This window comes from Bradyrhizobium sp. 132 (assembly GCF_023074185.1).
In the GTDB taxonomy this organism is placed as follows: Bacteria; Pseudomonadota; Alphaproteobacteria; order Rhizobiales; family Xanthobacteraceae; genus Bradyrhizobium.
Genome location: NZ_JADPKY010000099.1, coordinates 1 through 13,985, shown reverse-complemented (window position 1 = coordinate 13,985; position 13,985 = coordinate 1). Strand labels below are relative to the sequence as shown.

At 58.6% G+C, this 13,985-nt stretch carries 10 protein-coding genes and 1 pseudogene; 8 read left to right on the top strand and 3 right to left on the bottom strand.

Going from position 1 to position 13,985, the window contains the following annotated elements; all coding sequences use genetic code 11:
• Window positions 1-67: 67 nt before the first annotated feature.
• Window positions 68-1,462 (bottom strand): undecaprenyl-phosphate glucose phosphotransferase, encoded by a 1,395-nt coding sequence (locus IVA74_RS19420; RefSeq protein ID WP_247347267.1) that lies wholly within the window; start codon window positions 1,460-1,462, stop codon window positions 68-70.
• 360 nt (window positions 1,463-1,822) lie between these two features.
• On the opposite strand from IVA74_RS19420, the gene IVA74_RS19415 reads away from it, so the two are divergent.
• The 4 genes from IVA74_RS19415 (at window position 1,823) to IVA74_RS19400 (ending at window position 5,926) form a co-directional block, all read left to right on the top strand.
• A complete protein-coding gene (locus IVA74_RS19415) occupies window positions 1,823-2,815 on the top strand; it encodes an ABC transporter substrate-binding protein (protein WP_247347265.1) in 993 nt (330 codons plus the stop codon).
• Window positions 2,816-3,028: 213 nt separating this feature from the next.
• Complete coding sequence (locus IVA74_RS19410; RefSeq protein ID WP_247347263.1) at window positions 3,029-3,301, top strand: hypothetical protein; 273 nt, start codon at window positions 3,029-3,031, stop codon at window positions 3,299-3,301.
• A gap of 283 nt (window positions 3,302-3,584) precedes the next feature.
• A complete protein-coding gene (locus IVA74_RS19405; protein ID WP_276577018.1) occupies window positions 3,585-4,559 on the top strand; it encodes a GDP-L-fucose synthase in 975 nt (324 codons plus the stop codon).
• 59 nt (window positions 4,560-4,618) lie between these two features.
• On the top strand, window positions 4,619-5,926 hold the full coding sequence (locus IVA74_RS19400) for a WcaI family glycosyltransferase (protein ID WP_247347261.1): 1,308 nt from the start codon (window positions 4,619-4,621) through the stop codon (window positions 5,924-5,926).
• A 121-nt stretch (window positions 5,927-6,047) separates the two neighbouring features.
• Here IVA74_RS19400 and gmd read toward each other — a convergent pair whose 3' ends face one another.
• Together gmd and IVA74_RS19390 are read right to left on the bottom strand one after the other, a co-directional pair.
• The gene (gene gmd / locus IVA74_RS19395; RefSeq protein WP_247347259.1) at window positions 6,048-7,139 is read right to left on the bottom strand and encodes a GDP-mannose 4,6-dehydratase; all 1,092 of its coding nucleotides are present in this window, start codon (window positions 7,137-7,139) and stop codon (window positions 6,048-6,050) included.
• A gap of 310 nt (window positions 7,140-7,449) precedes the next feature.
• Entirely contained in the window at window positions 7,450-7,830 is a 381-nt protein-coding gene (locus IVA74_RS19390; protein ID WP_247347464.1) for a transglutaminase-like cysteine peptidase, read from the bottom strand.
• A 472-nt stretch (window positions 7,831-8,302) separates the two neighbouring features.
• On the opposite strand from IVA74_RS19390, the pseudogene IVA74_RS19385 reads away from it, so the two are divergent.
• From IVA74_RS19385 to IVA74_RS19370, 4 genes and pseudogenes are all read left to right on the top strand, one after another.
• Window positions 8,303-8,896, top strand: a pseudogene (locus tag IVA74_RS19385) (nucleotide sugar dehydrogenase); the annotation flags it as partial.
• A gap of 735 nt (window positions 8,897-9,631) precedes the next feature.
• Window positions 9,632-9,823: a hypothetical protein gene (locus IVA74_RS19380; protein ID WP_247347257.1), complete on the top strand. Its 192-nt coding sequence runs from the start codon at window positions 9,632-9,634 to the stop codon at window positions 9,821-9,823.
• A 609-nt stretch (window positions 9,824-10,432) separates the two neighbouring features.
• Window positions 10,433-10,672, top strand: coding sequence for a hypothetical protein (locus tag IVA74_RS19375; RefSeq protein ID WP_247347246.1), 240 nt, complete (start codon window positions 10,433-10,435; stop codon window positions 10,670-10,672).
• A gap of 685 nt (window positions 10,673-11,357) precedes the next feature.
• Window positions 11,358-13,985 (top strand): Ig-like domain-containing protein (locus tag IVA74_RS19370; protein ID WP_247347243.1); only part of this gene is annotated, 2,628 nt, incomplete at its 3' end.

The window sequence follows — 13,985 nt, the reverse complement described above, 5'->3', positions numbered from 1 at the left end:
AATCGATTGTTGGCGATGTCAGTAGGGGCAGGGCGGTCTGCGCGGCGGAGAGGGCTCAGCGATCTCGTCAATAGGCTCTATTATGACCAAAAGCGCCGATCGCCGTTCCGACGATGATCTTGACGTCTAACCACAAGCCCCAATTGTTGATGTACCACAGATCATACTCCACGCGCTTCTGCATCAGGTCGAGCGTGTTGGTTTCTCCGCGGTAACCATTAACCTGGGCCCAGCCGGTGATGCCGGGCTTGACGTGGTGGCGGAAGGCGTAGTTGCCGATGATCTGCTCATATTCGGTGTTGTGCGCGGCCGCGTGCGGGCGGGGGCCGACCAGCGACATGTCGCCCTTGAGCACGTTGAACAGCTGCGGCAGCTCGTCGATCGAGGTCTTGCGCAGCCATTTGCCGATGCTGGTCACGCGCGGGTCGTTCCTGCTCGCTTGCACGATTTTCGGGCCGTCCTCGAGCACGCCCATGGTGCGAAACTTGAAGATCTTGAAGGCGCGCCCGTTGAAGCCGTTGCGGGTCTGGCGGAAGAACACCGGCCCCTTCGAGGTCGCCTTGATCAGGATTGCGGTCACCAGCATCACCGGGGCGAACACGAGCAAGGCCAGACTGGTGCCGGCGAGGTCGAGCGTGCGCTTGAGCGCGCGCTCCTTCCAGGACAAGGGCGCGCGGCGCAGCTCCGCGGTCCAAGTATTGCCGGTGTTGACCAGCGGATGGCGCAGGAAACGCGCGGCGTGCGGATCGGGCACCAGATGCACCGGAATGGGCAGGATCTTCAGCGCGTCCAGGATGCTGTCGATCGCGTGCTGCCGGCTCCAGTTCATCAGCAGGAACACGTGCTCGACCCGGTTCTCGCGCGCAAAGGCGATCAGCTCCTCGAAGCGCGGCGCGAGCGAGGAGAGCAGCAGCGGCGAGGCGAGGTCCTTAGGCCGGATCTCCATGATCCGCATCAGGCGGTAGCCGTGCTGGCCGAGGTCGTCCACCGCGCCCGAGGAGGTGGCAAGGCCGAACTCGGCGATCATGACCGCACGGCCGTTGGCGAACGCGCCGGTTCGCAGCGCGTGCGCGGTCCAGCGCCCGGCCGCGGTCTTCCAGGCCAGCAGGAGGGCGAGGCCGACCAGATAGAACGAGATGGTGGTGCCGCGGGAGAATTCGTCGCTGGCCTTCATCGTGAAGGCGATCGCGAGCAGTGCGCCGAACAGGCCGGTCCACGCCGTCAGCGTCATCCGGAAGGTGCGCGGCAGGTTGGTGATGGTCTTCAGCCGGTAGCCTTGCTGCACTATAATGAGAAGGATGAAATTTATTGCAACCAGCACGCTCGCCGCCGCATAGACGTCGATCTTGCCGAGCGCTCCTGCGGTCGCCAGGTGGTAACCCACCGTGCAGCCGATCCCGCCGATGACGATGAGCACGGCGTCGATCACCGCCACCAGCCGTTCGACAGCCGCAGGACGCATGAACAGCGTCGAAAAACCTGTGGCTGTGGCTGGCCTCTGCTCGACAATGCGAATTTCCGCGGGAGAATCAGGAATAGGAGCCGGCCGAGTGAAAAGTATAGTCATCCTGCCAAATCCATTGACCAAAATTAACTGTCCGATTGCCGCGGCTATCGGCCAAAATCGCTATTAAAACAAGGGGAAGGGAAAAGTAACCTTACTCGCAGTAGTTGATTGTAGCTCATCTCGCCTCAGCTGATATGCTCAATTTTATACCCCGTTAGGAAGATTTCATTGTCGCGAATCCGGTCCCGCCGGTCCAGCCATAGACGGAGCCGTTATCTGGCCGTTGGCCTTGCGGCCATTGCGCTGACGGGGACCATGGTTTTTCTCCTCGGACCCGATGTCGTGTCCCTGAGGGCGCCAACAGCCCCCAAAGCGACAGAGGTCAAACTTCTGTTGGACGGGCCATACGGTGCGCGGTTTGCCGGCGAACTCTCTGCATTCAAACAGGGATATTTCTCCTCCCGCATCGACTTGACTGCCGCCCCCGACACCCCTGATTTCGCTCAAACCATCGCACGCCAACATGCTATCGGCGTGACGACGGGCCACAAGTTCCTGCTGGCCAACTGGCGCGGCGTCCCGGTGACCGCCTTTGCCGCGAGCTTTTTGGACACCTCGATCGCTATTTTCACGCTTGAGAGCTCCGGCCTGCGGCGGCCCGCCGATCTGGTCGGCAAGCGGCTCGGATACCGCCGAGCGAGCGAGGGAGAGGTGATTTTCGACGCCATGATGGCGCAGCTCGGGCTCCCGCGCAGCCAGATCACGAAGGTTGCGGATCGCAACAGCTTCGAGGCCCTGCGCGCCGGCGATGTGGATGCAATCATTGCCCCGTTCGACGAGCAGCCGGATCCAGCAAGGTCGGATTTCGCCAAGCTCAATATCATTAGGCCACAGGACTACGGCATCCATGTTCCTGGGCTCGTCTATTTTGCCAGCAATGATCTCATCCACGACCAGCCGTCTATCATCACCGATGTCCTTCAGGGCCTCATTCGAGGTTGGCAATTTGCCTATTCCGACTATGCACGGAGCGTGCCCGGTCTCGTCGAACTCGACCCAAGCAGGTTGAAATCCGAACGATTGAAATTCGAGCTCGAGCAACAGCGAGCCCTGGTCCTGCCGACCGGCGGTCGCATTGCCGACTATGACGAGAGCCGTTGGCGGACCCTTCGGGACATCCTTATCTTCACCAAGCTGGGTGAAGAAGAAGTGCCTCTAGCTCAGGCCGTCAACTATCAGTTTCTTCGGGATGTATACCGCCGTTCACCTGATCTGGGCACGCCCGCGGCCTGGGGCGGGGAGAAGTAGGGGCCGGGAAGCCACAGTTGCGCGCCTTCTCGCCGCAAAGTCGAATCTGACCCACCGGCTCGGTTGCCTTTCCGCCCGTCGCCTTGGTAAGATTAGCAAGTTATTTGGGCTGGTTCGCGGGGGTGCTCTCCGGATCGCGGTCTCGTCGGAGCGATTCCTGACGAGAATTTTGCGTTTGTGGAGCAAGTCCGCAGGGGCAAGGAGCTTTTGGCGATGTTCAAGACGTTTGTGAAAGCGGGACTTTTGGCCGCGACCGTTTCGCTTTTTGCTGCGAGCGGGGCAAACGCGGCCATGCAGATGCCGGCGCGGGCTGCTCTTCTGACCGGGGAGGGGCAACTGACCCCTATCACGTTCTGGGCGCAACCCTACCCGTATCGCTACACGCCTTGGCGTCATTGTCCGCTGGTGCGCGTCGAAACGCCATATGGCTGGTACATGGATCGCGTCTGCGTACCGCTGGGTCCGGTTTTGCGTCGGGCGTACTGAAGCAGCAGCTGGCCGCATCATCACTTGATCGATTCTCAAAGGCAGTCGCGAAACTCGTGCGGCTGCCTTGCTCATTTTTGTTCGCAGCGTGCTGTTCTTTTGTGCGCACCACCTATGTTCACTATGAATATCTTCGTGGAGCCTGGACCGGCTGCCGCACGGTGAAGATTGTGTTACCAGATTGCCCAGGCTGAGGCGGTAATTTGATTGCGGGACGTCGACTGCATCTGGATATCACGGAGAGCGTGATGTCGCAGTGGAAGGGCGCCCGCCAGAGGGCACGATGACAAGAGTTTCAAGTTACGATCTGACGGGTAAGCGCGTTTTTGTTGCGGGTCATCGGGGCATGGCTGGCTCAGCGCTCGTCCGGCGGCTTGCGTCCGAGAATTGCACCGTCCTGTCTGTCGATCGACGTGAGCTCGACCTCATTAAGGAAGAGCCTACGCTGAGGTGGCTCGAGGCCAACCGTCCCGACGTGGTGATCCACGCGGCCGCCAAGGTGGGCGGAATCGCAGCCAACAATAACTTTCCTGTCGACTTTCTCTGCGACAATCTCGCCTTGGAGTTAAACGTCATCCGAGCCAGCCACGCGGTTGGCGTTCAACGTCTGCTGTTTCTGGGCTCATCCTGCATCTACCCCAAACATGCCAAGCAGCCGATCGCCGAAAGCGAATTGCTGACCGGGCCGCTCGAGCCGACCAACGAATCGTACGCGATTGCCAAGATCGCCGGCCTCAAGATGTGCCAGGCCTATCGTCGGCAATATGGCGATGACTTCATCTCGGCGATGCCCACTAACCTCTACGGGCGCGGCGATAGCTACCACCCCGATCACAGTCACGTACCGGCCGCGTTGATCCGCCGCTTCCATGAAGCAAAGCTCGCGCAAGTACCGACCGTGAGTGTCTGGGGCACGGGCACGCCGCTTCGTGAATTTCTCAACGTCGAAGATTTTGCCGATGCGTGTATCTTCCTTCTGAAGAACTATTCAAGCGACCTGCCGATCAATGTCGGTAGCGGCGATGAATTGTCGATCGGAGATTTCGCGGCAACGGTCGCAGACGTGGTTGGCTATCGGGGCAAGCTGGTTTTCGACACGTCCAAGCCCGATGGGACGCCGCGCAAGCTGCTCGATAGCTCGCGGGTGCGAGCCCTTGGTTGGCACCCGAATATTCCTCTGCGCGCCGGTCTCGCCGCTGCGTATCAGGATTTTCTAAAGGGCTACGGCCGTCATCTGGAGGTTAGCGCCACCAGCTAAGCTCAACTATTCGGCCTACAATAATTTAACCCCTGAAATCTTACTTGGATTGCGCCTTTATGCGTGTTCTTTTGGTCGGCATCAATTATGCCCCCGATCTGATCGGAGTAGCGAAATACAATAGCGAGCTCTGCGAAAGCCTCGTCGCTGAAGGTCACGAGGTGAGGGTGATCACGGCTCCGCCGTATTATCCCACCTGGAAGATTCCTCCGCGCTTCCGTAGTTTTTACTTTAGAACGAGGCATATCGATGGCGTTCGGGTCACGCGGACGCCGATCTATGTCCCTGGACATCCGTCGGGAGCGAAGCGGCTCATCCATCATGCCTCGTTTGCACTCTCGAGCGCAGTGCCGGTCCTTGTTAACGCGTTATCCTGGCGACCAGACGTCATGATCGCGGTTGCCCCGTCTCTGATGTCGGCTGCCTTCGTCTCGCTCGTTGCTCGTCGCGTCGGTGCCAAATCATGGCTTCACATTCAAGACTTCGAGGTCGATGCGGCATTCGATCTTGGTCTGCTGCGCAACGATACCTTGCGAAAATGGATGCTTAGGACGGAAGCGGCGATCCTCAAATCGTTCGATCATGTCTCAACGATCTCTCAGTCGATGGTGGATCGCCTGATTCTGAAGGGGGTGGGCGTCGATAAAGCGGTTGAAGTCAGAAATTGGATCGATACCCGCGCGATCCGCCCTGCTTCGCGGATGACGAGATATCGCGAGCAGCTGAAGCTTGCTGAGACCGACATTGTGGCGCTCTACTCCGGGACGATGTCAAACAAGCAAGGCCTTGAACTCGTGATCGAGGCCGCGATCGGATTGGCGCAAAGTCATCCACATATTCGGTTCATCCTCGCCGGCGAGGGCCCAAATAAGACGAGGCTCGAGCAAATGGCGGTCGGGCACACCAACGTCCATTTTCTCGGGCTTCAGCCTAACGAGAGCTTCAACGAGTTGATGGCAACTGCCGATTTTCATCTGATTCCGCAGAAGGCCGAGGCCGCCGACCTGGTATTGCCTTCCAAGCTTGGCGCGATCTTCGCATCCGCCCGGCCAGTGATCGCCATGGCCGAAGAGGGTACGGGGCTTGCGGCGGAAGTGACCGGCGCCGGTCTCGTGATTCCGCCGGGAGATTCGTCCGCTCTGGAAGCTGCGCTCTGCCAGCTCAGTGAGGCGCCCGCACTCCGCCGGCATTACGGCGAGGAAGGACGAAAGCGCGCCCTCGATCGCTGGGATCGACAGACAATTGTTCGTCGGTGGTCGGAAGTCATGGCGGGCGTGCGCAAGCCAACGGGACAGAAAGGGGTCGGACCGACAAGCGCTAACAACAACATTGGACTTCCAGTGGAGGATGCGGTTCGCTTGCCCTGAGACATCTGACCTCGACTGCGGCGCGATGGTGTCGGCTGACGAACAAAAGCAGCCAAAGGTGAGCGCCGGGATGAGCGCTTACGTCCTCCGCGCTCGCTGTGGTGGGTGAAGTAACCCGAGATCACTCGTGACGCGGAAAGTATCGGAATCCGTGCTGCTTGATCAGTTCGTCCCGCTTTGCCGATTCGAGATCTTCCTTCATCATTTCCTGAACCAGAGTCTCGAAGGAGGTCGTTGGCTCCCATCCGAGTTTCTGCTTCGCTTTCGCGGGATCTCCCAAGAGAGTCGCGACCTCGGTGGGCCGGAAATAGCGGGGGTCTACCGAGACGATACATCTGCCGCTAGAGGCGTCATAGCCCTTCTCATCGACGTCGCGGCCTTCCCACCGAATCCGTATTCCGACTTCGCTGGCCGCAATATTAACGAAATCTCTCACGGAGTGCTGCACGCCGGTAGCGATGACGAAATCCTCGGGCTTCTCCTGCTGCAGCATCAACCACTGCATCTCGACGTAGTCGCGGGCGTGGCCCCAATCGCGCAGCGCGTCCAGATTGCCCAAATACAGGCGCTCCTGAAGACCCAAATGGATTCGCGCGAGTGCTCGCGTGATCTTTCGGGTAACGAAGGTCTCACCGCGAACGGGAGACTCGTGATTGAACAGAATTCCGTTGCAGGCGTACATACCGTACGCTTCGCGATAGTTCACCGTGATCCAATAGGCGTAGAGCTTGGCGACCGCATAAGGGGAGCGCGGGTAAAAAGGAGTGGTCTCCTTCTGCGGAATTTCCTGAACCAGGCCATATAATTCGGAAGTCGACGCTTGGTAGAAGCGCGCCGTCTTCTCGAGCCCCACGATGCGCATGGCTTCGAGAATCCGCAGCGTCCCCAGCCCATCGGAATTCGCAGTGTATTCGGGCTCCTCGAACGACACCGCCACATGGCTCTGGGCAGCCAGATTGTAAATTTCGTCGGGCTGCACCTGGGCAACGATCCGGATGAGGCTGGAGGAGTCCGTCAGATCACCGTAGTGCAGGCGGAACGGCGGATCGGGCTCGTGCGGATCAAGGTAAAGGTGGTCGATGCGGTCGGTGTTGAAGAGCGAGGTCCGCCGCTTGATGCCATGGACTTCATAGCCCTTCCCAAGTAGCAGCTCAGCTAGGTAGGCCCCGTCCTGACCTGTAACACCGGTAATTAATGCGCGCTTTTTGGTCATGCAAATCTCATAGAAGCTGGTGCGTGTTCTTACCCAAAAGCCTGTCCCGACGCTACCCGCGGCAGAGCATTTTCAAGCGGATTGTTGGCTATCATTAACGAGCCGAGCGCATCGCCGGCATCTCGCCGGGCAAGCGCAGAGCGCTGGCTGCCTGAATTGGTAGCTGTAGGTTCGGAAGACGATACGTTCGCGACGTGATCGAATTCGAAGCGCAAGGACGCGGCTAAGCTAAGATCTCGCAAGTCCGCGCGTCTAGAGCTGAGGGTTCAGATTCGATTCAGTGCGCAGGAAACCGTACTTGTCTAAGGCTTCATTGGACTGGATGATCACTCCACTCATATTGTCCAGAACGAAAATGGCTCGCCCTTCTCGTACGAGCAGCACGCACGAGGTGATGCTCTCCCGTCGTACGAATAACAACCTCCGCCAAAAGGAGAGACGAACTCGGCCAGCCCGATCGAAGCAGCAGATGGCTCGTTACGGCGTAGTCGCCACAGTTTCCGTCAGAGGGGAAGATCTGCCACTCATAGTCATTCCGGTTTGCCAATGGACTCTCGGCCGCGATAACAGAATTAACGCTCCAGTTGATCTGGTTGAGCTCGCGCCAGCGCTGCCCTCGAGATGGGAAGTCCGTGGTCCGACGGTCCCGCTGTTCCCGACAATCCTGGGGGTACTTAATACAGAACAGCATGAATGAAAGCGGAGGTACGACCTCCTGCAGTTCAAGACTGGAGTAAGCGGGCCGGCTGCAAACGCAACACGCCAGCACCAGCATGCGTGCAGCATGTCGGATCATCGCATCGGCCTCACGATGGGCTGGACGATCCTTATATATTGCGACGCAATAATGAAAACGCCACATCAAATGTGAGGCAGTAGATGCCTCAATCTGCGCCGTTAACCCAACTCAATCTGTCGGCGTGAGGTCCTCTGGGCGGATCTGACGTCCCCGAAAAGCCGAGAGCGTGCCGACGACAAATATCCGAAGCTGCTAGACTGGAGCGTCGCGCCGCTATGTTCTGCCGCATGACGAGTGGTCTCTCAACGCAGTACGGTTAAGGAATTATTCGGATTCTGCGTCCCTGGATCGGTCGACCACGCCATCGGCTGAAAAAATGTACTAGAAGCCGAAGTATCTGTTGTTCACAGAAAAAGGCATTTTCATGCGCATTGCGATGATCGGAACGGGCTATGTGGGACTGGTGTCCGGAGCCTGCTTTGCGGATTTCGGTCACGACGTCATCTGCGTCGACAAGAACGAGAGGAAGATCGCCGCCCTTCATCGCGGCGAGATCCCGATCTACGAACCCGGGCTCGATGAACTCGTGGCGACCAACGTCAAGGCCAAGCGGCTGGAGTTCACCACCGATCTGTCCAAGCCGGTTGCGGATGCCGATGCCGTGTTCATCGCGGTCGGCACGCCGTCGCGCCGCGGTGACGGCCATGCCGATTTGTCCTATGTCTATGCCGCCGCGAAAGAGATCGCGCAGTCGCTGTCCGGCTTCACCGTCGTGGTGACCAAATCGACCGTTCCGGTCGGCACCGGCGACGAAGTCGAGCGCATCATCCGCGAGACCAATCCCAAGGCCGAAATGGTCGTCGCCTCGAACCCCGAATTCCTGCGCGAGGGCGCGGCGATCCGCGACTTCAAATTCCCCGACCGCATCGTCGTCGGCACCTCCGACGAGCGCGGCCGCAAGGTGATGAGCGACATCTATCGGCCGCTGTCGCTGAACCAGGCGCCGCTGATGTTCACGGAGCGCGGTTCAGGACCTCGGTGACGGTGCCGAGCTGGGACGATGAGATTCCGAAGGTTTTCTGGCTCAATGTCGCCGCGCTTCTCCCGCCAGAGCCGACGAGGCAATCTGATCGTCTCCCATGAATCCTGATCGTCCCCATGATGGTCCGCGCGTCCGAGCAGGCAGTGAAATGGCGTCGGTCGTTTGGATTGAACTTAACGATATGATTTCGCGCATCGGCATCATTTGCCCGGACGAAGCCGCAGGTATGTCCTGTTGCCGCATTGCGAATGCAGTTTTTGGCTGAACTGCCCCGAGCTTCTCAGCTGCGAGGCGAGATACCGGCGCCGCCGCCTATGCGTCCGGTCGAACCAGTAACGGCTCCAATCGCAGAGTTATCCCAATCCCGTCTGCAATAATCTTTTGGTAATCTTGCCCAAATTTGCGGTCGCGATCGCTGAGAGTAAACTTCGAACGGGTGAGCGACGGCGCGGCGCCTACTTAACTAAAAGTCACAATTCAAAGCGAAAGGAATGGGAACTAAGAGACACCGAATAACAGTATGTCTCTACTGTTCGGGGATTGTGTATCGCGTTCTCAATCGTCCCTATCGATGCTCAGTTCGGATATGCGTTGTTATGGAAGAACTCGGCCACCGGCAAACTCCGACTGGACCTGCAATGCTCGCCTTTCATTTTCCACCCGGCGCCAGCGGTCTTCGCATCAGAGTGATTTGCGCTCTAAGAAGAGAGATTGCCGCAGGCATCTCTAGGCACGTTGGGAAAGACTTTGCTGAATCAGATCAACCAGACTTATTTGTCGCTGCCGCGGCTGGATGATGAACTCGTCACGCAGGCTGCCGCAGCATCAATCAGAATTTCTCATTTACAATTGCAACGTATGCAACGTGAAGGGTTATTGGTGATTTTGAACCATCCAATATGACGCGGAGACTCCTGGGATGGTATCCAGCACCAATCAGCGTTCCGGTTTTGCCGCACAACCGTGGCCCCGCTGAGGGCCTTACCTCGATGCGAGAGCCAATCGCAAATTGGCCTTCATTGTAAGTGGCGCTTCCATCGCTCGTGCCTGCACCAAATCGGTGCTTCCGGGTCCCGAAGAGCGTGGTTTGCCGCTTCATCATTAGGTCATGTCCAACAAAGATTCCTCGCCAGCGGCTTTTGCCCCAGCGGCCGCTATACGTACCCAACAACCGTGCTCCCACTTTTCATGTGGACTCGCGAGCCGCCGCGATGTGAGGCCACTCATTAACAGGCGTACCGTGCGTCCAGCCTGCATCCCTTCTCAACGAATTTGGCTTTGGCGGGTGGGTTTTGCTGGGCCAGCGCTGCCGATGATTAGAGCGGCGCGACGGTTAAAATCGCGAACAGAGTTAGGACTGCGAGCATGATCGATTTCATCGCAGATACCCCTTCTTGACCTTACCGAATTTGTCTGCCATTTTAAATACACCAAATTTAAATATACTTATTTAAAAATAGCCTCTTCAAGAGGTATTTTCAGGCGTATTGCACCCATTCATCGGGATAAAAGATGATCGACGAGAAGCTTGTTCGTTTGCGCATTTATCGAAAGAACGTTGAGCGGTATTTGGGCCTGCTTCAAACTAGGCTGACTGAGATTGAACGGCAGTATGTTGAGAGGCGCCTGACCGAAGAACAATCAGCCATGGAGCTGCTGTCTGCCTCGTCGTTTCAGATAGCCGTCGAGGCTAATGGTGCCAGACAAGCATGCAGCCGCCAGCCCGGCTTCAACGCCGCAGAAAAGAGCTAACAACGGTCAACCGAGATCCAATGCGCAACTGGTCCGCAAGTGGGATGCAGATCCCCGCGAGGGCGAATGCACCTACGGTCCGATATGCAGATCAATGCGGGCATGGCCTAAATTGGATCCAGATCTAAGGCCGGCATTCTCAATCGTGGGAGAACGTATCGGCGACGCCCTCGCGCCAATGCTCTGGACCTGCTGTTGCTGTCTGCCCGCTTGATCCGGGACTTAGGTCAAACTAACTCTTCGATGTATCTCGTAGCACAATTTGAACAGCTTTGCGGATTCGCTCACCTTGGCTAGGGTCGAGCGCTTCCTCCAAGTGATAAATGCGGCATAGCAGGCCGTTGATATGCCTTACAATAAGGCTGTTATTGGAATGCCGGTTGCGCGCGTGCACAGTTGACGGCGCACCTCGATGAGGTCCATGCGACGAAAAGTTCTCGGTTGCACCATGCGAGTTGGACTCTGGCGGTGTGTCCGGCTGGATGCGGGACTATTCAGATCAACTCGTTCCGCCGCACACGTATTACCGCGCCCTATAACGCCCGGGCGCATTGTTGGGGGTCGAACGATCAACAGACTTCGAACCAATACAGCTTTGCTTGCAAAAACGCTTTTCTGCTCGTCGATCGGGTGTTATTAACATTAAATGTGATTAATTAGCAAAATTATTCATGGGGTCGCGGATTTGAATACCCCATTAAACCCAAAGCTTGATGTTGCTGCATCTGAGGCCGCGTGGGGGTCCTTTGGCCTCCTTGAGCCTGGCCCAACTGATTCACTCATCATTCCGGACGCACATCTCTTATTCTCGGGCGAATATGCACGTTCGGGCCCCGATCTCATCATTTCTGATCCCAACCATCGGGTCTCGATTCACAACTACTTTCTCGGTGAGAAGCGTTCGCCGCTCATTTCGGCAGACGGCGCGCAACTCGATGCGAGAGTCGTCGAAGCGCTGACGGGCTATCAAACCTTTGCTCAAGCCGGAGGAAATGCGGCGCCTGTAAAGGTCATCGGCCATGTCGCCACCATAACGGGAAGCGCCAGCATCGTTCGCAATGGCGTTACCATCGAAGCGAACAACGGGGACGTGGTCTATCAGAACGACGTTGTGCAGACTGGAAGTGGCTCTACCATCGGCCTGGTTCTAATCGACGGATCAACGTTCAACCTAAGTGCAAACGCTCGCTTCATGTTGAACGAATTGGGGTATGAAGGGCAGAGTAGTGCGAGCGGTACCTTAGTCAGTCTGACGAGTGGCGCGAACCATTCGATGTTCACTCTCGTCCAAGGCGCGGCCAGCTTCGTCGCTGGCCAGGTCGCCAAAACGGGTGACATGCAGATCGCGACGCCAAGTGCCGTGATTGGAATTCGCGGTACCGCAGTTCTTCTTAACGTCGATGCGGTGGATGGGCAGGTCTCGATCTCGGTTGCCGATCAGCAAGATGGTCACATTCATTCCGTGCAGGTCTTCAAATGCGTCCCAACTAACTTGCTTCAAGGCGTTTGTACCGCGGGGGATCCAATCGGGATAGTTACCAGCGACGGTCCATCGCTGACCATCACGCCAACTGCCAATTTCGAGGTGATCACCCAAGCCATCAGTAAGAGCCCAGGCCAGGTCGCGCAGGAATTCAGCGCTTTCCAGCAGGTGTTGACGACCTACGATATCGGCAAACAGATCGCCCCAGACACTCCGGCACCTAGCGACGGCAAGCGAGGAGATGCCGATACAAAGTCGCTGCAGAAGTTCGCTGGGAGTCCTCCACCATCACCTACCGAAGCCTCGACCACCGTCATTGCAGACGACGTGAAGGGCCAAGCGGGTGGCGGATCGATCACTCCGGTTTTTGTGACCCTAGCTTCCGTCACGGGAAGTTCTGCGTCCGCATCGAAACCGCTCGTCCCCGTTTTGGATACGCCGCAAGCTGTTGTCGCGACTTCGTTCGCACCTGTAATTATCAGCAGCGCAGGCGGTCCAATCAACCAAGGAAGTCAGACGATCAGCGGAACTGTCGATGCCGCTTTCGTTGGAAGCACGGTGACGCTGTATGACACTTACAACGGTGTCACCACGCAAATTGGAACGGTTACTGTCCGCTCTGGCGGCGTTTGGAGCATAGCAGTCACGCTGGCAGGTGACGGCGACCACAGCATCGTGGCTTTGGACCCTAACGCCAACGTTACTACGAGCGGATCCGTTGTGTTCACCCTCGACACGGCGGCGCCGACGGTCGCCATCACCAGCCCGGGTGGGGCGACCAACCAGGCCAGCCAGGCCATCACCGGCACGGTCGACGTCGCCGATGCCGGCGCCAGCGTCACCATCCTCGACGGCACCACGCCGATCGGCACCGCCATCGTGCAGGGCAACGGCAGCTGGAGCACCACGGTCAGCCTCACCAATGGAGCCAACTCGCTGACCGCACGGGTGAACGATGCCGCCGGCAACACCGCCACCAGCAGCGCGGTGGTCTACACGCTCAGCACCACCGGTCCGACAGTGACCGAGACCCTCACCGTCGACACCGGCAGCTCGGCCACCGACCACGTCACCGCCAACCCGGCGCTGAGCGGCACCGGCCTTGCCAACACCGTGGTGCACTTCACCATCGACGGCACTCCGGTCGCGGCCACGGCGACCACCGATGCGCAAGGGGCGTGGTCGTTCCTCCCGAGCGGGCTGGCGGACGGACTGCACACCATCGTGGCGAGCCAGACCGACAGCTTCGGCAACATCGGTTCGGCCTCGCTGAGCTTCACCCTCGACACGGCGGCGCCGACGGTCGCCATCACCAGCCCGGGTGGGGCGACTAACCAGGCCAGCCAGGCCATCACCGGCACGGTCGACGTCGCCGATGCCGGCGCCAGCGTCACCATCCTCGACGGCACCACGCCGATCGGCACCGCCATCGTGCAGGGCAACGGCAGCTGGAGCACCACGGTCAGCCTCAACAACGGCAGCAACTCGCTGACCGCACGGGTGAGCGATGCCGCCGGCAACACCGCCACCAGCAGCGCGGTGGTCTACACGCTCAGCACCACCGGTCCGACGGTGACCGAGACCCTCACCGTCGACACCGGCAGCTCGGCCACCGACCACGTCACCGCCAACCCGGCGCTGAGCGGCACCGGCCTTGCCAACACCGTGGTGCACTTCACCATTGACGGCACTCCGGTCGTGGCCACCGCGACCACCGACGCGCAAGGCGCCTGGTCGTTCCTCCCGAGCGGGCTGGCCGATGGATCGCACACCATCGTGGCAAGCCAGACCGACAGCTTCGGCAACACCGGTTCGGCCTCGCTCAGCTTC